Source organism: Streptomyces sp. NPDC025721, from assembly GCF_055558595.1.
On record NZ_JBVHMF010000002.1, the window covers coordinates 322230 to 341145 of the forward strand.

Below are 18916 nucleotides of genomic sequence, written 5' to 3' on the forward strand. Positions count from 1 at the left end.
CCGGCCGGTCAGCGCGCCGACACGGCGTGACCGGCCGGGGCCGCGTCCTCCTCCACCGGGAGGGCGGCCGTCAGGCGGAAGCCGCCGTCGGCGGCCGGGCCCGAGGTGAGGGAGCCGCCGGCGGCGGCGAGGCGTTCGGTCAGGCCACGCAGGCCGGTACCGGTGCGGGTCCTGATGTCGCCGTCCTGACCGGACGGCGGCGGACAGGACCCGCGGCCGTTGTCGCTGATGGTCAGATGGGCCCGGCCGCGCCCGGTGGCGAGTTCGATACGGGTCAGCGTCGCGCCGCTGTGCCGGACGACGTTGGTGACGCCCTCGCGGACGACCCAGCCGAGCAGCGCCTCGGTCTGCGGGGGCAGGGGCGGGCCCGACTCCTGGACGACGACCTCGATGTCGGAGGCGGTCAGGACGGACCGGGCCCGGTCGAGTTCGGTGGACAGGCTGCCCTCGCGGTAGCCGGTGACGGCCTCGCGGATCTCGGTGAGCGCCTGGCGGCCGACCGCCTCGATGTCGGCGACCTGGGCGAGCGCCGCGTCGATGTCGCGCGGCGCGATCCGGCGCGCGGCCTCGGACTTCACCACGACCACCGACAGGGTGTGCCCGAGCAGGTCGTGCAGGTCGCGCGAGAACCGCATCCGCTCCTGGGCGACCGCGCTGCGCGCCAGCTCCTGCCGGGTCTCCCTGAGCTGGGCGACGGCGTAGGAGAGCGTGATGATCACCGAGACGACCAGGCCGGACAGGAAGGTGCCGTACGCCAGGCCCGCCGTGCCCCAGAAGCCCTGGCCGTGCGTGCTCGCGGTGACTCCGGCGGTCGCGCTCAGCGGCGTCAGCATCAGGCCGAGGCCGCGGCGGGTGGAGGCCACGGCCCCGACGCTCAGCGAGACCAGCGTGTACAGCAGCAGGAAATTCCCGCCGTAGGCGATGGCCAGCGTGACCGTACAGACGGCCAGCGCACCCAGCAGACGGTACGGGACCGGCCCCCCGCGCCACCGCTCGTGGAAAGCCGAACGGACCGTGAACACGTACAGGAGGCAGAACAGCGCGAGGCCGCAGCCCGCGAGCCAGGGGGCGGGGACCTGGCCCTGGGCGATGTCGGTGCCGGGGCCGATGACCATCAGCAGCCAGGGGTAAAGCGCGTTGCCGTCGGGAGACTTGATGTGCTCGATCTCGCGGGCGAAGTCGTGCGGTGTGCCGCGCCGCCACCAGGCCCTGCCGCACGGCTTGTCCGTGCTCTCGACCGGGTGGTCCGCCCCGCCGGCCGGGTGGTCCGCCCCGCCTGCCGGGCGGTCGGTCACGCCGTCGGCCATGCCGCTGTTCGCCGTCATGGCGGTCACCGTCCCCGTTCGGTACGCGCTGTACGTGTCCCGGCGGGAGGTCGCCTGCCGCGTCGTCGTCATGCGGTCCGCGCACCCCGCCGGTAGGAGAGGACGGCGTAACCGGCGAAGACGACCAGCCATCCGCCGAGCACGGCCACCGTACCCGCGCCGGGCGCGTGCCGGTCAAGCACGCTCCAGCCGAGCTGGCCGAAGCGCTGGGCGGGCGTCCACTGGGAGATCCGGGCGAGCCAGCGCGGGAAGGCGTCGACCGGAATCCACAGGCCGCCGACGATCGACAGGCCCATCATGCAGGCCATGCTCGTGACGCCGGTGGTCTGCGCGGTCAGCCCGTAGCCGTTGCCGAGGCCGAGCAGGGTGAAGGGGATCGTGCCCACCCACAGCAGCAGGGCGGTGGCGACCCACTGCCACGCGGCCAGGTGCACGCCGTTCACCAGCGCCCCGGCCAGCAGGACGGCGCAGATCGCGGGCAGGACGGTCACCCCGGCGGTCAGCGCCCGGCCGACCACCACACGGAACGGGCTGAGCGGCGTGACGCGGAGCTGCCGCAGCCAGCCCAGACCCTTGTCCTCGGCGACGCCGGTCCCGATGCCCATCGACGCGCCGAGCGCGCCGTACGCCGCCATGCCGACCATGTAGTACCGCGCGTAGTCGATCTTGTCCTGGCCGTCGCCGCCGACCCCGAGGTTGGTGAAGAGCAGGTACATCAGCACGGGCATGGCGAAGCCCATGACGATGAAGCCGGGGTCGCGCAGGGCGCGCCGGACTTCGAGCTTCACGTACTCGGTCATCGGACGGCTTCCTTCTGGAGGGGGTGGGCGGGGGTGGAGCGCGGCGCCGGGGATTCGGCGGCCGGGGTCCTGGTCGCCGGGTGAGGTGCGGTCAGGGTCAGGAAGGCGTCCTCCAGGCTGGCCGGGACGACCTCCAGACGGCGGACGCGGTCGCTCGCCGCGAGGGCGACGACGGTGGCGTCGGAGTCGGAGGTACGCAGCAGGGCCCGGTCGCCGCGGATCTCGACGGCGGTCACACCGGGCAGCGTGCGCAGGCCCGCGGAGCCGGACCCGGCGAGGTCGAACGAGACGAGCGTGCCGCCGACGGCCTGTTTGATCTGCTCGCCGGTGCCGTCGGCGACGGTACGGCCCTGGTCGATCACCAGGATGCGGTCGGCGTGCTCGTCCGCCTCCTCCAGGTAGTGCGTGGAGAACAGCACGGTGTTGCCGCGCGCCGCGTAACCGCGCATCGACCGCCAGAACACCCGCCGCGCCTCCACGTCGAGGGCGGCCGTCGGCTCGTCCAGCACGATCAGCTCGGGGTTGCCCGCGACGGCCAGAGCGAAGCGGAGCCGTTGCGTCTGGCCGCCGGACAGCTTGTCCACGCGGCGGCCCGCCAGCTCCGTGATCCCGGCCAGCGACAGCGCCTCGGCGACGGGCATCGGCCGCGGATACGTGGCCGCCACGAACGTCACCAGCTCCTTGACGGTGGCGCGCGGGATCGGCCGCCCGTCCTGGAGCATCGCGCCGACCCGCCCGGCCCTGACCGCCTCCTGCGGCGGGCCGCCGAACAGCCGCACCTCGCCAGTGTCCGGCCGGTCCAGGCCGAGCAGCAGGCTGATGGTGGTCGACTTCCCGGCTCCGTTACGGCCGAGCAGTGCCATCGTGCCGCCGCGCGCGATCTCCAGGTCGATCCCGGCCACGGCCCTGACCGGTCCGAAGCTCTTGTGGACGGCGGTGAAGCGAACGGCGGGCGAGGTGTCGGACGGGGTGCTTGGCGAGCCGTCGGGCGGGGTGTCGGGCGGGGTGTCGGGCCGGGGCGTGGACGGGGTTTTCTCCATGGCCACGACGCTACGGAGGGGGGAGGGGCGGCGGGCAGAGGGGAATGTCCGCAGGGGGGCAGGACAAATGTCACGGGTGCGGTGCCCCGGCGGGCGGGGCGGCCGGGAATCCGCCGCGTCGGCGGGCGGGAAGGGCAGGGAATCCCTCTAGCTGACGATGTGTCAGCTCTTCTCACTTCCTGGGCTTTGCGTTATACAGGGGCCATCTCTAGAACATGTTCTAGCCAGCGTCCCGGAAGTACCCGTCACCGGAAGTACCCGTCACCGGAAGTAGCCGCCACCGGAAGTGCCCCGGAGGGACCATGCCCATCGACGTCGCCAAGGCCCTCGCGGCCGAGCCGCGCCGCACCGAAATCGCCTGGAACCACAAGGACGTTCTCCTCTACCACCTGGGGATCGGCGCCGGGCGCCCGGCCACCGACGCGGACGAACTGCGCTACACGCTGGAGAGCCGGCTGCACGTCCTGCCGAGTTTCGCCACCGTCGCGGGCGGCGGGCCCGGTTCGGTGGACGGCTCGATCGGCCCCGGCATCGACGTGGACCTCGCCGCCGTCCTGCACGGCGGCCAACGCCTCGTACTCCACCGGCCGTTGCCGGTGAGCGGCCGTGCCGTACGGACCGGATCGGTCGCCGCCGTATACGACAAGGGCAAGGCCGCCGTCATCGTGCTGCGCTCCGAAGTGGCCGACGACGACGGCCCGTTGTGGTCCTCCGACAACGAGATCTTCGTCCGCGGCGAAGGCGGCTTCGGCGGCGAACGCGGTCCCTCCCGCCGCCCGGAACCGCCAACCCGCGCCCCCGACAAGGCCGTTGACGTACCCGTCCGCGAGGACCAGGCGCTGCTCTACCGGCTGTCGGGCGACTGGAACCCGCTGCACGCCGACCCCGAATTCGCCGCCACCGCCGGATTCGACCGCCCGATCCTGCACGGACTGTGCTCGTACGGCGCCACGCTCAAGGCCGTCACCGACACGCTGCTCGGCGGCGACGTCGCCCGGATCCGTTCGTACGCGACGCGCTTCGCGGGCGTCGTCTACCCCGGCGAGACGCTGCGGGTACGGATGTGGGCGGACGGGGACGGCGGCGGCGCGGGTTCCGGCCGGATCGTGGCCGCGGTGTCGGCCGTGGAGCGGGACGAGGCGCCGGTCCTGGCGGACACCGTCATCGAGCACACCTGAGCCCGTGGGGCACACCGGGCCGCGCGCCCGGCGGCTCTCGGCTCAGCAGCTTTCGGCCCGGTCGTCGGCCGGGCCTCCGTAGCGACCACCGTCTTCGCACCATCCGAGGGGAGCCGTACCGTGCGCGCAGCCATCCAGCAGGAGACCGGCCAGGACAAGCTCGAAGTCGTCGACGACATCGAGACCGCGGGCTTCGGGCCCGGCAAGGTACGTATCCGCGTCAAGGCCACCGGACTGTGCCACTCCGACCTGTCCGCGATGAGCGGCGTCCTGCCGCAGCCCGCGCCCTTCGTGCCGGGCCACGAGGGCGCGGGCGAGGTCGCCGAGGTCGGCGAGGGCGTCACGTCCGTCACGGCGGGCGACCGCGTCCTGGTCTGCTGGCTGCCCGCGTGCGGCGAGTGCGCGTCCTGCAAGCGCGGCCAGACCGAGCTGTGCATCGCCGGATTCCTCAACGCGGGCACCGCCAACTACCGTCGCCCCGGCGCCGCTTCACCCGACGTCTTCGGTTTCGCCGGGACCGGCACCTTCGCCGAGGAGGTCGTGGTCGACGCCAGGTGCGCGGTGCCGATCCCCGACGACGTGCCGTACGAGATCGCCGCGCTGATCGGCTGCGGGGTCACCACCGGTATCGGCGCCGCCCTCAACACCGCCCAGGTGGAGGCGGGTTCGTCGGTCGCCGTGATCGGTTGCGGCGGCGTCGGGATCAGCGTCATCCAGGGCGCGCGGGCCTCGGGCGCCGCCGAGATCGTCGCCGTCGACCCGGTCGAGTCCCGCCGCGAGGCCGCCGTCCGCTTCGGCGCCACCGAGTCCGTCGACCCCGACGGCCTCGCCGACGCCAAGAACCGGCTCACCGCGGGCGAGGGCTTCGACTACGTCTTCGAGGTGGTCGGCAAGTCCGCGACGGCGCGCGCCGCGTACGACGCCACCCGGCGCGGCGGCACCCTGTGCATCGTCGGCGCGGGCGCCATGGACGACAACCTCCAGATCAACATGTTCGAGCTGTTCTTCGACGAGAAGCGCATCCTGCCGTCCCTCTACGGCGGCGGCGACGTCCTGCGCTCCTACGACCGCGTCATCCGGCTCTGGCGCGCCGGGCGCATCGACCTCGAAGGGCTGATCACGCACCGCGTGCGACTTGAGGACATCAACGAGGCGATCGACCAGATGCGGACGGGCGTCGCGCTGCGTACGAGCATCACGATCTGATGGGGGATCAGCCAATGCCGAACGGTGAACTCCCGCTCGCCGGGCGGACCGCCGTCGTCACCGGGGCCGGGCGCGGACTCGGGCGCGCCGAAGCGCTCGAACTCGCCCGGCTCGGGGCGCACGTCGTCGTCAACGACTTCGGCCAGCCCGGCCGTGACGGCTCCGGCGCCTCCTCCGCCACCCCGGCGCAGGAGGTCGTCGCCGAGATCGCCGCCGCCGGCGGCAGCGCCGTCGCCCACCACGGCGATGTCGCCGACCACGAACAGGCGTCGGAACTCGTCCAGTTGGCCGTCGAGCACAACGGGCAGCTCGACATCCTCGTCAACAACGCCGGGATTCTCCGCGACCGCATGGTCTTCTCCATGACCGAGGACGAGTGGGACTCCGTCATCCGGGTGCACCTCAAAGGCCACTTCAACACCATTCGGTTCGCCGCCGCGCATTGGCGCTCGCGCGCCAAGTCCTCCGGGGCTCCGGTCTTCGGGCGCATCGTCAACACCGCGTCCGAGGCGTTTCTCGCCGGGTCGGCCGGACAGCCGAATTACGCCGCCGCCAAGGGGGGCATCGTCGGGCTCACGACGTCCACGGCGGAGGCGCTTCGGCGGTACGGGGTCACCGCCAACGCCATTTGTCCGCGGGCGCGGACGCGGATGACTCTTGATGTGTTCGGCTCTGCCGAGCCCGGGGGGCTCGATCCGCTGGCCCCCGAGCATGTCGCTCCGCTGGTCGGGTACCTTGCCGGGCCCGCTGCCGCCGGGGTGTCCGGGCAGGTTTTCGTTGTGCACGGGGGGATGGTGGCCGTTCTGCAACGGCCGGTGGTGGCGGCGCGGTTCGAGACGGCGAAGTCGGTGTTTTCGTATGGGGAGCTTGATGGGGTGTTGACGCCGTATTTCGAAGGGGGTGAGCGGGGCTCTTTCGCTGCCGTTGAGGTGTTGGGGCTGCGTCGCTCGTAGTTTTTCTTTGCCCGCCCGCCCACCCGTGCGGGTGTTTTCTTCGTCTGCGGGTGCCGCTTGTGCCTGGTCGGTGCCGGTCCGGGGTACCTCCTCGAAATCCGTCTCACCTGGTCCTGGGGATTCGGTGCCGTTCCTGTTGACGTATTTCTGCGGGGGCACCCCGGCCCGTCCCCTTCCGGTACGTCGGCGTCCGCCTGTCCGGTGGGGGTGCCGGGAGGGGGGTGGGTGGGCTGAGGTGCGGGGGCGGCCGTCGGTCCGCTGCGGTGCCGGGGCGGGGGTGGGTGGGGGGTCGGCTCGGGTGCGTCGGCGTTCGACGGGCCGCTGTGGTGCTGGTTGCTGCTGGTCGCTGTCGGTAGGGGGCTGGGGGGTCAGGCGGGCGAATCGGTGGGGGGGTCTTCGAGGGTGTGGGAGTTGGTGAGGGTGAGGGCGCCGCCGGCGGCGATGAGGCCGACGAGGAGGGAGAGGAGGGCGTAGGTGACGCGTTCGCCGTGGAAGAAGGAGGCGACGAGGTCGCTGCTCCAGGTGCCGGGCGGGAGTTGGGTGGTGACGAGGGCGGCGATGAGGGTGCCGACCATGGCGGTGCCGACGCTGGAGCCGACTTCTTGGGCGGTGTCGTTGAGGGCGGCGCCGATGGAGGTGCGGTTGCTGGGCATGGCGTCGACGAGGGCGACGGCGCAGATCGTCATGACGGTGCGCAATCCGATGGTCATGATCACCATGCAGACGGCGATGGCGGCGTAGCCGTGGTCGACGCCCCAGGAGAGACCGGCGAGGGCGCCGGCCAGGCAGGCAGCGCCGACGAGGCAGGCGATGCGGTGGCCGAACCGGCGGGCGAGCCATTCGGACAAGGGGGTCGCGGCGAGCATGGTCACGATGATCGGCAGGTTGGCGAGTCCGGCGCGTACCGGGCTCCAGCCGTAGGCGTACTGGAAGTGGAGGATCAGCCCGAACATCACGCTGGCCATCGCGATGGACGTGCCGATCTGGGCGATGGCGGCGCCGCGGACGGTGCCGTTGGAGAAGAGGCTGAGGTCCAGCATGGGCGCCGGGGTGCCGCGCTCGTGGCGGACGAAGGCGATCGCGGCCACGACGGCGCCCGCGATCGACGCGAGGGTGATCGCGGAGAGCCAGCCGTGCTCGACGCCGCTGGTCAGGGAGTAGCAGGCGAGCCCGATGGCGGCGACGCTCAGGACGGCGCCCGGCAGGTCGAGCTTGTCGTGGGTCAGGTCCTCCGGCCGGTCGGCCGGGACGCCGAGCCGGACGCCGACGCACGCGATGACGGCGATGGGGGCGTTGACGACCAGCAGCCATTCCCAGCGCACATGCGCCAGCGCGGTGCCGCCGAGCAGCGGTCCGAGGACGAAGCCGGACATGCCGACGACGATCATCACCGTCATCGCGCGCATGCGCAGGGCCTTGTCGTCGAACAGCCGGAAGACCAGTGAGTTCGTGATCGGCGCCATCGCCGCGGCGGCGACGCCGAGCGCGGCCCGCAGGGCGATGAGTTGGCCCGCCGTGGTGACGAGGACGACGCACAGGCTCAGCGAGCCGAACACGGCGAGTCCGACCAGCAGCACCCGGCGGCGCCCGAGCCGGTCGGCCATCGACCCCGCCGTGAGCAGCAGGCCGCCGAAGGTCAACGAGTACGCCCCGGTGACCCACTGAAGCGCGGTCGTCCCGCTGCCGAGGTCGCGGCCGATCGTCGGCAGCGCGATCGACAGCAGCGTGTTGTCGACCATCTCGACGAAGAAGGCCAGGCAGAGGGCGGCCAGCGGAATCCACGCCGCGCTCAGGGACGGGTAGGTATGTGACGTTTTCTCAAGCGTGGGAGTGGTCATGGCAGTCCTCCAATCGAACGTCATTCGGTTATCGAACAACGTACGATCCGCTACGATAGAACAACGTTCGATACGACGCAAGATCGCGATGGGGATGTGAGCCATGGCACGCCTGCAAGACCGCTCGACCCAGGGACGCCGACGGGCTTCTCACTCGATGGAGTCCGTCCTCACGGAGGCCGTGGCCCTCCTGGACGAGGCCGGGGCGCCCGGCCTGACCTTCCGCGCCCTCGCGCAGCGCCTCGGCGGCGGCGTCGCCAGCATCTACTGGTACGTCGAGAGCAAGGACGAACTACTCGACCGCGCCACCGACCACGCGATGGGCGCGATCCTCGCCGACGTCGAGGCCCTTCCGCGGAGCGACGACCCGATCGACGACCTTCGCGCCATGGCCCTGCGCCTCTTCGACGCGATCGTCCGCCGGCCCTGGCTTGGCGCCTACTTCATGCGCAACACCGACGTGCAGGCCAACTCCCTGCTCGTCTACGAGAAGCTCGGCGAACAGACCCTCCGCCTCGACCTCACGGCCCGGCAGCGCTTCCACGCCGTCTCCGCGATCGTCGGCGTCGTCGTCGGCTCCGCCGTCGACCTCGGCCAGGAACCTCCGCCGGAAGTCCTCAACGGCGCCGTCAACCGCGACGAATTCCTCGGCCGCTTCGCCAAGACCTGGCGCGAACTCGACCCCGCCGACTTCCCCTTCGTCCACGAAATCGTCGACGAATTCGACGGCCACGACGACATCGACCAATTCCGCGCCGCCCTAGACCTCACCCTGACCGGCCTCCGCCTCCAAGCCAAAGCCAAAGCCTGAGTCGGCCCCGCCCCCGAGCATCGAGGACGGCTCCCATAAGCCTGCGGCCCCCCACCCCCGGCCGCCGACCGCCGACGTACCGGAGCCCCTCTCCCGCCTACGCGGGCGGGCCGACGGCGGACAGGCGGAGCGGAGCCCACCCCCTCCCGGCACCCCCACCGGACAGCAGGCCGCCGACGTACCGGAGCCCACCCACCCCCGTCCCGGCAGCACAGCGGACCGCCAGACGCCCCCGTACCGGAGCCCACCCACCCCCGCCCCGGCGCCGCAGCGGACCGTCGGCCGCCCCCGTACCCCAGCCCACCCACCCCCCTCCCGGTAACCCCCACCGGACAGGCGGACGCCGACGTACCGGAAGGGGACGGGCCGGGGTGCCCCCGCAGAAATACGTCAACAGGAACGGCACCGAATCCCCAGGACCAGGTGAGACGGATTTCGAGGAGGTACCCCGGACCGGCACCGACCAGGCACAAGCGGCACCCGCAGACGAAGAAAACACCCGCAGGGGTGGGCGGGCGGGAAAGAAAAACCCGCTAATCGTCCGAAGGACGCCGATGCTTCCCCTGAGGCTGAGCCTCCCCCTCCTCAGAGGAAGAAGCAGGCCCCCGGTGGCGCCCCGAGCTGTCCCCGGACCCCCCGTGGTCGTGAGAGGAACGCGCGTCGGACGTCATCTTCTTGAATCTCCCCGAAATCCCCGTGGAACAACGAACCGGCCTACGCCGAAAGCGCGCGAACAAACTCGACCCGGACTGCGGCGAAGCCGCCCCGCGGTGGTCACGCGGAGTGCCCGGATGCGCGGCTTCGGGTGAGTCTACTGGCGGGGTCGACGTCACGGTCATGGGGGTCACCCCGCCTTGGCGGCAGCCAGCGGCGCCTGCTGAAGCGGCAGCACCCGCCAGGGCAGCCGCGTCGGCGCGGGCAGAGCCGCACCGGAAGAGCCGAGGCCGGCGGAAGAACCGAGGCCACCGGAAGAGCCGAGGCCGGCGGAAGAACCAGGCCCGGGCAGAGCGGCGGGCACCGCACCCCGCCCACGCCGAGACCCCGAAGCCCCGGCCGCAGGCCGCACCCGTGGCGCCTCGTACGGCGCCACCCCGCAAGGCCACTCCGGCACCGAACACGGCAGCCGCAGCAAATCGTCGGCCCCCCAGTACCCCGTCGCCCCCAGCCACCCCGGAGGGGACGCCCGCCAGTGCAGCCGCCGCTCACCCGGCCGCCACAGCGCCAGTGACTCCGCCCCGCCCGGCGCCTCCGCGCGGAGCGCGACCACCGCCGCCTCGGGCATCAGGATCTGCCCCGGTTGCGCGGCGACCGGCGTGAGCAGGATGCCCGGCACCTGGAGCGCGTCGGGGAAACGTACCGGCCGACGGCTGCCGAGGACGCCCCAGCCGAGCCGCGCCTCCCCGGTGGCGTCGCTGCGCAGGAGCAGCAGCCCGCTGTCGGGTTCCGCGAGGACGAGCCGGTCGTCGCTGTCCTCGGTGATCTGGAGGAGCGGGCTGGCCTCGCCGAGTCGCAGGTCGACGGCGACGGCCTTGGTGCGGCCGGCGAGCGTACGGTCGACGGCGAGCAGCCGCCCCGTACGGTCGAGCCAGACGCCGCCGGTGCAGCGGCCGGGCACGCGCATGACGGCGACGGGCCCGTCCTTCCCGGCGCCGTACACCTGCCAGACGGTCGTGACCCCGTCCCCCTCAGCAGAGTCCCCCTCGCCGGAACCCCCATCGGCGGACCCCCCCTCGCCAGAGCCCCCACCAGCGGAGCCCCTCTCGCCGGAACCCCCCTCGTACACGAGCGCGAAAGCCGCCCCACCCAAGGGGCACGGGGGAAGAAGCGTTACTGCATCCCCGCCGAGCGACCCGATCGGCACCTCCCCGGTACCGGCCCCCGCCGGATACAGCAGCGCCAGGTCGTGGCGGTCGGCGACCCGCCGCCGGATCAGGACGCGCCCGTCGGGCAGCGGTACGACCTGCGTCCCGGCCTCCTCCGGCTGGGCGCCGGGCAGCGGCACCGCGTACGGCTCGGGCCCGAGCGTCCACCGCTCGGGGAACCAGCCGCTGACGCCGCCCCCGCCGTACTCGTCCCCGTCCCCGTCCCCCTCCGGCGCGGGTACGCGAGCCTCGGCGAGGCAGGCCGCGTACGACCCGTCCGCGGCGATCGTGAAGCCCGACCGGCGCAGTACGCGGACGGCCGGGGGGATCTCCATGGCACGGGCACTGGCATCTGTACTGGCGCTCATATGACTCACCCACCTCCGGCACAGGACCGTAGTTTTCATTTTTCCGGACGATCAACGCGACTCGGTGCGGTTCACACGTAAGAGTGCGGGTTTTCCCGTTCTGCTCCGCGCGAAGGGGCAGATGTGCTCCGCCCGGCGAGCGGTCGCGCTCCCCGCGGACCTTGGATGCGCCCCGCGCGCCCTTGACTCACGGGTGCCGAACGGGTGCCGAACGGGTGCCGCACGGGTGACGGACCGGCCCGCGCACCCGTTGTGGCACCCCCCGGCACCCGCGGTCACGGCGTACGGCATCCGGCGGACACGGGCGGCCAGGTAACCTTCCTACCGTGCCCACACTGTCCGACGTCATCGCCGCGCTCGACGCCCTCTGGCCCCCGGAGCTGGCCGAGGCGTGGGACGCCGTCGGCCTGGTCTGCGGCGAGCCCGAGGCCGAGGTCGGACGCGTGCTGTTCGCCGTCGACCCGGTGCGGGAAGTCGTCGACGAGGCGGTACGGATCGGCGCGGACCTGCTGGTCACGCACCACCCGCTCTATCTGCGCGGTACGACGACGGTGGCGCCGACCGGCCCGGCCGGTTTCAAGGGCCGCGCCGTCCACGACCTGATCAGGAACGGGGTCGCGCTGCACGTCGCGCACACCAACGCCGACCGCGCCGACCCCGGCGTCTCGGACGCCCTGGCCGCCGCCCTCGGCCTGCGGATCACCGGCCCGCTCGTACCCGACCCCACCGACCCCGCGGGCCGCCGCGGCCTCGGCCGGATCGGCGAGACCGCCGCACCCCTGACGCTGGCCGAATTCGCGCAGCGGGCGGCGCGAGGGCTGCCGCGTACCGCCACCGGGCTGCGGATCGCCGGCGACCCGCAGGCCACGGTCCGTACGGTCGCGGTCTGCGGCGGCTCGGGCGACAGCCTCTTCGCCGAGGTCCGCGCGGCGGGCGTCGACGCGTACGTCACCGCCGACCTGCGCCACCACCCGGTCTCCGAGGCGCGCGAGTCCGGCCCGCCCGCGCTGGTCGACGCCGCGCACTGGGCCACCGAGTGGCCGTGGTGCGAGCAGGCCGCCGCGCAGCTCGACGAGATCTCCGACCGGCGCGGCTGGGCGCTGCGCACCCATGTCTCGTACGCGGTCACCGACCCGTGGACAGCGCACGCCGTCGCCCCGGAGCGCTCGGACACCCCGGAATTCCGGGGCGGCCGGGAACTCCCGCAATCCACTTCCCGCCCTTCCAGCCGCACAGGAGCCCCCCGCTGAACGCCGAGCCCGCCGACCAGATCCGACTTCTCGAAGTCCAGGCCCTCGATTCGCGTATCGCGCAACTCGACCACAAGCGCAAGACCCTGCCCGAGCACGCCGAGCTGGAGCGGCTCGGCGCCGACCTCGCGCAGCTCCGTGACCTGCTGGTCGCCGCGCAGACCGAGGAGAGCGACACCGCGCGCGAGCAGACCAAGGCCGAGCAGGACGTCGACCAGGTACGCCAGCGCTCCGCCCGCGACCAGCAGCGTCTGGACTCCGGCGCGGTCACCTCGCCGAAGGACCTGGAGAACCTCCAGCGCGAGATCACCTCGCTCGCCAAGCGGCAGGGCGACCTGGAGGACGTCGTGCTGGACGTCATGGAGCGCCGCGAGGGCGCCCAGGAGCGCGCCACCGAACTGGCCGCGCGCGTCGAGTCCGTCCAGGCCAAGGTCGCCGAGGCCGAGTCCCGCAAGTCCGCCGCCATCGAGAGCATCGACGCGGAGGGCTTCACGGCGGCCAAGGAGCGCGAGGTCATCGCCGGGACCGTGCCCGACGACCTGATCAAGCTGTACGACAAGCTCCGCGGGCAGCAGGGCGGCGTCGGCGCGGCGCGGCTCTACCAGAAGCGCTGCGAGGGCTGCCGCCTCGAACTCAACATCACCGAGCTGAACGAGGTCAGGGCCGCGCCCGCCAACACCGTCGTACGGTGCGAGAACTGCCGCCGGATCCTGGTGCGTACGGCCGAGTCCGGCCTGTAGTGGCGTTGGTTCACGAGGGTGCGGCGCCCGGCATGGCGGCGCCCACCACCTTCGTCCTGCTGCGGCACGGTGAGACCGCGCTGACGGGGGAGAAGCGGTTCTCCGGGAGCGGCGGAAGCGATCCGTCGCTGTCGGCCGCCGGGCGGCGCCAGGCCGAACGGGCCGCGGCGGCGCTGGCCGTACGCGCCGAAGGGCCGGTGCGCGCCGAGGAGTCGGTGCGTGCCGAAGGACCGGTGCGCGCCGAGGAGTTGGTGCGCGCCGAGGGGCGACTGAGCGAAGGCCACGGCATCGAGGCCGTCGTCAGCTCGCCGCTCGCCCGCTGCCGGGAGACCGCCCGGATCGCCGCCGACCGCCTCGGCCTGGACGTCCACCTCGAAGAGGGCCTGCGCGAAACGGACTTCGGGGCCTGGGACGGCCTCACCTTCGCCGAGGTACGGGACCGGCAGCCCGCCGAACTCACCGCCTGGCTCGGCTCACCCGACGTCCCGCCGCCCGGCGGCGAGAGCTTCACCGACGTCGCCGCCCGCGTCGCCGCGGCCCGCGACGCGCTGCTGACCGCCCACCGCGGCCGTACCGTACTGCTCGTCAGCCACGTCACCCCGATCAAGACGCTCGCGCGCCTCGCCCTGGACGCGCCGCCCGAAGCGCTCTTCCGCATGTACCTCGCCCCGGCGTCGCTCTCGGAGGTGGCGTACTACGCGGACGGCAACGCGTCGCTGCGGTCGCTGAACGAGACGGCCCACCTGCGGTGAACGGGCCTTTCCCGTACGGGCCTTCTCCGTGCGGGCCTTTCCCGTACGGGCCTTCTCCCTACGGCTGTTGAGGGCGTCAGCCCCGCAGCGCCGCCGCCTCGCGCGCCAGGCTCTCCACGAGATCCCACCGCCGGGACCGCACCGCGTCGCCCGGCACCATCCACGTACCGCCGACGCACCCCACGTTCGGCAGCGCCAGGTACTCGGGCGCGCGGGCCGCGTCGATGCCGCCCGTCGGACAGAAGCGGGCCCGGGGGAGCGGTGAGGCCAGGGAGCGGAGGTACGCGACGCCGCCCGCCGCCTCGGCGGGGAAGAACTTCATGTCGGTGACGCCGCGTTCGAGCAGCCCGAGCGCTTCCGAGGCGGTCGAGACGCCCGGCAGGAACGGCACGCCCGCGCCGCGCATCGCGTCGAGGAGGCGGTCCGTCCAGCCGGGGCTGACCAGGAAACGGGCCCCCGCGCCCACGGCCGCGTCCGTCAGCTCGGGCGTCAGCACCGTGCCCGCGCCGACCACCGCGCCGGGGACGCCGTCCGCGACGGCCCGGATCGCGTCCAGGGCGGCGGGCGTCCGCAGCGTGATCTCGATCGCGGGCAGCCCGCCCGCGACCAGCGCCCGCGCCAGCGGTACGGCGTCCGCCGCGTCCTCCAGGACGACCACGGGGATGACGGAGGCGAGGCCGAGCACGGAAGTCATGCCCGTCATCCTGCCTGGCGGGCGCCAGCGTGCGCAACGGCCGTTGCGCACGGTGCAACGAGGGTCTTGCTCCGTACCGTCGCGCCGCGCGCCTCAGTGGATCTCGCGCACCAGGACGTCGAGCCGACCCGTACCCGGCTGCTCCTCCACCGTGAAACCCAGCTTCCGCAGCGTTCGCGCGAGGCCCTTGGGGTCCTTCGGCCGGGCGCCGGACTCCAGCAGGGCGCGGACCAGACGGCCCTTGGTGGCCTTGTTGAAGTGGCTGACGACCGTCCGCTTCTCGACCCCGCCGACCACCGTCACCTGGAGCACGCGGACCGTCGCCGTACGCCCGGCGACCTCCCCGGCCGGCTTCCAGGCGCCCGCGTACGACGACGAGCGCAGGTCGAGCACCAGGCCGTCGCCCGCCTCGGCCGGCAGGACATCGGCCATCTGCCGCCGCCAGTACGCCGCCAGGCCGCCGACGCCGGGCAGCTTCACGCCCATCGAGCAGCGGTAGGAGGGGATGCGGTCGCCGAGCCGTACCGCGCCCCACAGCCCGGAGAACACCAGCAGCGACTCCTCGGCGCGGCGGCGCGCCGCCCGTCCGAGCGTCGCCAGGCCCAGCGCGTCGTACAGCACTCCGGTGTACAGCTCCGCCGCGGGCATCGCGGGCGCCGTCCGCAGCGCCGCGTTCTTGGCGACCTCGCCGCGCAGGCCGGGGCTGAGCCCCAGCACCTCCGCCGCCTTCTCCTCGTCGCCCGAGCACAGCTCCACCAGCTCGTCGAGGACCGTCGCCCGCGCCTCGTTCAGCCCCGGCAGCGACAGCGAGTCCAGCGCGACCGCGGCCCCCGTCCCTCCGGTGGCCTTCCCCTCGGACGGCGGCAACAGGACGAGCACGGCATCTCCTTCATACGGTTCTTGCGGTTCGTACGGTCCAGGCGGTCGTACGGTGCGCGGGGTCGTACGGCTCGCGCTCGGGCCGCCCGCGCCTGGTCGGGGGGCCCGCACCAGAGTAGGACCTGGGCGGGCCGCCCACGGGACCTGTCCGGCCGCGCCCGGCCGGACTGCCCCGGCGGGCGGCCGTACGCTCGCCGCCGACCCCGCGGTGCTCTTCGCCCCCGCGCAGCCACTACCATGGTCCACACGGCAGACGAGCCGAGCGGACGGCCGCGTGGAGCCCTTTCGGGGGCTTCCCGAGGAACGTCCGGGCTCCACAGGGCAGGGTGGTGGCTAACGGCCACCCGGGGTGACCCGCGGGACAGTGCCACAGAAAACAGACCGCCGGGGATCTCGGTCCCCGGTAAGGGTGAAACGGTGGTGTAAGAGACCACCAGCGTCCAGGGTGACCTGGACGGCTAGGTAAACCCCACCCGGAGCAAGGTCAAGAGGGCGTCGTAGCGATACGGCACCCGCGCGGACGTTCGAGGGCTGCCCGCCCGAGTCCGCGGGTAGACCGCACGAGGCCGGTGGCAACGCCGGCCCTAGATGGATGGCCGTCTCCCGGCCGGCCGCGAGGCCGCCCGGCGACAGAACCCGGCGTACAGCTCGACTCGTCTGCCGCCACCGCCCCCTTGGGCTCGCCCGGGGCGCGAGCACGGTCGGGTGAGCCGCGTCGTGCATCGTTGATGCGCTCCTGGGTGCCGCGAGGGCTCTTGCCGGGACGCGGTCCTGGACCGCAGGTGGGGGCGTGCGGGTCCACCGGGAGGGGCTGATCGCGCGGCCCGTACACCGTGTGAGTCATGGTGAACAAAGAGTCGCTTTACCTGCTCTTTATGTTTTTATTGGCTAATTGTCCGTAATGTCTGAAATCAACCGTTGGCGGATGATCGGACTTTGCCGTGATGACCAGCCCCAACTCCAGCCACGCTTCTTCCGAGGGTGCGTCCGGTGCGGGCGGCCGGGTCGGTGCCGTGCTGACGGAGATGATTCCGCAGCAGCCGCCCAGTGCGCTGAGCGCGCCGTCGGGGGCGGGGTCGGACGACACGCTCGGCATCATCGTCGTCGACGAGCGGCTGACCGTGCTGGAGGCCGATCTGGCCGGGACCTGGCTCGACGGGGTGGTCGACGGATCGGGCGCGCGGGCGACCGACCTCTTCCCGACCGAGGACGCGGCGGCGATCGCCGCCCGGGTGGAGCGGGTACTGGCCACCGGCCGCCCGCTGCTGGCGCGGGTCCAGCGCATGATCCGGCCGGACGGAACGCCCGCGGTGGTGTCGCTTTCGGTCCTCCCGGCGGCTCCGGGCCGGGTGGTGATCAGCCTGATCGACGTCAGCGCCCAGCTCGACGTCTTCGCCGCCTCCTCGACCCTGGGCACCTCCCTGGAGATCGAAACGACGGCGCGCCAGCTCGCCGAAGGGCTGCTGCCCTGGGGTGACGCCGTCACGGTGTCGCTGGCGCAGTGCCTGTGGAGCGGGGACCTGCCCGATCGGACCGAGCCGCGGTGCCGCGCCGCGTACGCCCGCGCGGGGAACCGGCCGTGGCCGCGCGGCTTCCTCCGCCTGGGCGAGCGCCTGCCGGACCTGCCCGCCCACCCCGCCTCCGACACCACCGGTCACCCCGGCGTCACCGTGCTGCCCGACCGCGCCGCCATCGAGCGGGCCCTGGGCGACGACCCGGACCTGATACGGGCCCTGGTGCCGGACCACGGCCCGCTCGCGGTGGCCTTCGCGCCGCTGACCGTCCCCGACGCCGACCGGCGGCAGCGCGTACTCGGCACGGTCGCGGTCTGGCGGCGTGAGGACAACCCCCGCGGGGCCTTCGACGGCGACGACCAGCTCGCCGTCCAGGAACTGGCCTTCCGCGCCGCGATGAATCTGGAGCACGGGCGCCGTCATCAGCGGGAGCACCGGCAGGTCCTGGCGCTCCAGCGCAGGCTGCGCCCGCCGCACTCGCCGAGCCGGGCGATGCACACCGCGGGCGCCTACCGGCCCGCCGCACCCGACAGCGCCGGCCTCGGCGGCGACTGGATGGACGTCATCGGCCTGTCGGGCGGCCGGATCGCGCTGGTGATCGGCGACGCCGTCGGACACGGCCTGGCAGCCGCCGCCGTCATGGGCACACTGCGCCAGGCCGCCCAGACCCTGGCCGCCGCCGACCACCCGCCGGTCGAGGTGATGACCCACCTGGACACCCTCGTGGGGAGCCTGCACGCGACCGCCGAGACCGACGGCGAACTGGGCGCCGCGGCGGCGGCGCTGGGCACGACCTGCTGCTACGCCGTGTACGACCCGGCCGCCCGGCGGCTCACCGTGGTCAGCGCCGGGCACCTGCCGCCGGTGCTGGTCCACCCGGACGGGGCCGCGGAACTGCTCGCCCCGCCGCTGCACCCGCCGCTGGGCACGGCCCGCGAGGAACCGTACGAGGCCCTGGAGGTCACCGCCGAGCCGGGCGCCCTGATCGGGCTCTACACCGACGGCCTCGTGGAGCACCCGGGCCGCGACCTCGACGACGGGATGACCGCCCTGCTGGAGGCACTGTCCTGGCACTACGCGACCGGCGACCTGAGCGCCGTCGTCGGCCCGGTCGTCGACCACGTCACCGGGCCGCCGCCGCAGCACGACGACCTCACGCTGCTCCTGGCGCGCATGGACGGCCTGCCCGCGGCCGACATGCCCGCACTCCGCCTGCCCGCGGGCGATCTCACGGCGGTCGCCCGCGCACGGGCGTGGACCGGCGCCCGCACCGCCGAGTGGGGCATCGCCGACCCCCACGGCCGCAGCGCCCTGGTGGTGTCCGAACTCGTCACCAACGCCCTGCGGTTCGGCACCGGCGACCCGGTGACCCTCCGGCTGCTGCACCTGTCCGACCGTCTGATCTGCGAGGTCACCGGCCCCTCGCACGGCAGGCCGCGGGCCGCCCGCCCCGCGGTGTCCGAGACCAGCGGACGCGGGCTCCTCGTCGTCCAGCACACGAGTGCCGCGTGGGGGACGCGGCTCGGGGAGACCGCGGGGGAGCGCACGGTGTGGGCACAACTGGCCGTCACCGGCGGGCAGTTGTGACCAGGGCCGACTGTCGGCGGCGGGTGGGCGTGATCCGCACTGACGGTCGGCGGCGGGCAGCTGTGCCCCGGGCTGAACGCTGGCGGCGGGCAGCTGTGCCCCGGGCTGAACGCTGGCGG

Annotated in this window: 14 protein-coding genes, 1 other RNA gene and 1 pseudogene; 9 read left to right on the forward strand and 7 right to left on the reverse strand. The window is 73.3% G+C overall.

The features are described from left to right. Positions 1–8 precede the first annotated feature (8 nt). Genes ACZ4EF_RS05440 through ACZ4EF_RS05450 form a run of 3 tightly spaced genes read right to left on the reverse strand, consistent with a single transcriptional unit; the run spans position 9 to position 3165 of the window. Positions 9–1397, reverse strand: coding sequence for a sensor histidine kinase (locus ACZ4EF_RS05440; RefSeq protein ID WP_467502878.1), 1389 nt, complete (start codon positions 1395–1397; stop codon positions 9–11). After that, entirely contained in the window at positions 1394–2125 is a 732-nt protein-coding gene (locus ACZ4EF_RS05445) for an ABC transporter permease (protein ID WP_355345344.1), read from the reverse strand. The genes ACZ4EF_RS05440 and ACZ4EF_RS05445 overlap by 4 nt, the downstream gene beginning before the upstream one ends. Further along, complete coding sequence (locus ACZ4EF_RS05450; protein WP_467502880.1) at positions 2122–3165, reverse strand: ABC transporter ATP-binding protein; 1044 nt, start codon at positions 3163–3165, stop codon at positions 2122–2124. The genes ACZ4EF_RS05445 and ACZ4EF_RS05450 overlap by 4 nt, the downstream gene beginning before the upstream one ends. Before the next feature lie 302 nt (positions 3166–3467). Between ACZ4EF_RS05450 and ACZ4EF_RS05455 the strand changes: the two genes are divergently transcribed. The 3 genes from ACZ4EF_RS05455 (at position 3468) to ACZ4EF_RS05465 (ending at position 6502) form a co-directional block, all read left to right on the forward strand. Beyond that, entirely contained in the window at positions 3468–4343 is an 876-nt protein-coding gene (locus tag ACZ4EF_RS05455; RefSeq protein ID WP_401304183.1) for a MaoC/PaaZ C-terminal domain-containing protein, read from the forward strand. Between the two features lie 120 nt (positions 4344–4463). Beyond that, positions 4464–5549 (forward strand): Zn-dependent alcohol dehydrogenase, encoded by a 1086-nt coding sequence (locus ACZ4EF_RS05460; RefSeq protein ID WP_355345335.1) that lies wholly within the window; start codon positions 4464–4466, stop codon positions 5547–5549. A gap of 14 nt (positions 5550–5563) precedes the next feature. Next, positions 5564–6502, forward strand: a complete 939-nt coding sequence (locus ACZ4EF_RS05465) for a 3-oxoacyl-ACP reductase (RefSeq protein ID WP_401304179.1) — start codon at positions 5564–5566, stop codon at positions 6500–6502. 368 nt (positions 6503–6870) lie between these two features. Here the strand turns inward: ACZ4EF_RS05465 and ACZ4EF_RS05470 are convergent, their stop codons facing one another. Continuing rightward, complete coding sequence (locus ACZ4EF_RS05470; RefSeq protein ID WP_401304176.1) at positions 6871–8340, reverse strand: MFS transporter; 1470 nt, start codon at positions 8338–8340, stop codon at positions 6871–6873. 157 nt (positions 8341–8497) lie between these two features. On the opposite strand from ACZ4EF_RS05470, the gene ACZ4EF_RS05475 reads away from it, so the two are divergent. Then, positions 8498–9151 carry a TetR/AcrR family transcriptional regulator gene (locus tag ACZ4EF_RS05475; protein ID WP_355345326.1) on the forward strand — a complete coding sequence of 218 codons (654 nt, stop codon included), beginning with the start codon at positions 8498–8500 and terminating at the stop codon, positions 9149–9151. A gap of 844 nt (positions 9152–9995) precedes the next feature. Here ACZ4EF_RS05475 and ACZ4EF_RS05480 read toward each other — a convergent pair. Beyond that, entirely contained in the window at positions 9996–11348 is a 1353-nt protein-coding gene (locus tag ACZ4EF_RS05480) for a hypothetical protein (RefSeq protein WP_467503068.1), read from the reverse strand. Between the two features lie 359 nt (positions 11349–11707). Between ACZ4EF_RS05480 and ACZ4EF_RS05485 the strand changes: the two genes are divergently transcribed. From ACZ4EF_RS05485 to ACZ4EF_RS05495, 3 genes and pseudogenes are all read left to right on the forward strand, one after another. Continuing rightward, a complete protein-coding gene (locus tag ACZ4EF_RS05485; RefSeq protein ID WP_467502884.1) occupies positions 11708–12631 on the forward strand; it encodes a Nif3-like dinuclear metal center hexameric protein in 924 nt (307 codons plus the stop codon). Then, positions 12628–13371: a zinc ribbon domain-containing protein gene (locus ACZ4EF_RS05490; RefSeq protein ID WP_467503070.1), complete on the forward strand. Its 744-nt coding sequence runs from the start codon at positions 12628–12630 to the stop codon at positions 13369–13371. The genes ACZ4EF_RS05485 and ACZ4EF_RS05490 overlap by 4 nt, the downstream gene beginning before the upstream one ends. A 32-nt stretch (positions 13372–13403) precedes the next feature. Beyond that, a pseudogene (locus ACZ4EF_RS05495) lies at positions 13404–14123 on the forward strand (histidine phosphatase family protein); the annotation flags it as partial. 76 nt (positions 14124–14199) lie between these two features. On the opposite strand, the gene eda reads toward ACZ4EF_RS05495, so the two are convergent. Both eda and yaaA read right to left on the reverse strand, forming a co-directional pair. Next, positions 14200–14817 carry a bifunctional 4-hydroxy-2-oxoglutarate aldolase/2-dehydro-3-deoxy-phosphogluconate aldolase gene (gene eda, locus ACZ4EF_RS05500; RefSeq protein ID WP_467502885.1) on the reverse strand — a complete coding sequence of 206 codons (618 nt, stop codon included), beginning with the start codon at positions 14815–14817 and terminating at the stop codon, positions 14200–14202. Between the two features lie 93 nt (positions 14818–14910). Further along, positions 14911–15696, reverse strand: coding sequence for a peroxide stress protein YaaA (gene yaaA / locus ACZ4EF_RS05505; protein ID WP_355345317.1), 786 nt, complete (start codon positions 15694–15696; stop codon positions 14911–14913). A gap of 254 nt (positions 15697–15950) precedes the next feature. Between yaaA and rnpB the strand changes: the two genes are divergently transcribed. Both rnpB and ACZ4EF_RS05515 read left to right on the forward strand, forming a co-directional pair. Next, positions 15951–16356, forward strand: an RNA gene (rnpB, locus tag ACZ4EF_RS05510) — RNase P RNA component class A. 284 nt (positions 16357–16640) lie between these two features. After that, positions 16641–18797: an ATP-binding SpoIIE family protein phosphatase gene (locus tag ACZ4EF_RS05515; RefSeq protein ID WP_467502887.1), complete on the forward strand. Its 2157-nt coding sequence runs from the start codon at positions 16641–16643 to the stop codon at positions 18795–18797. Positions 18798–18916: the final 119 nt, after the last annotated feature.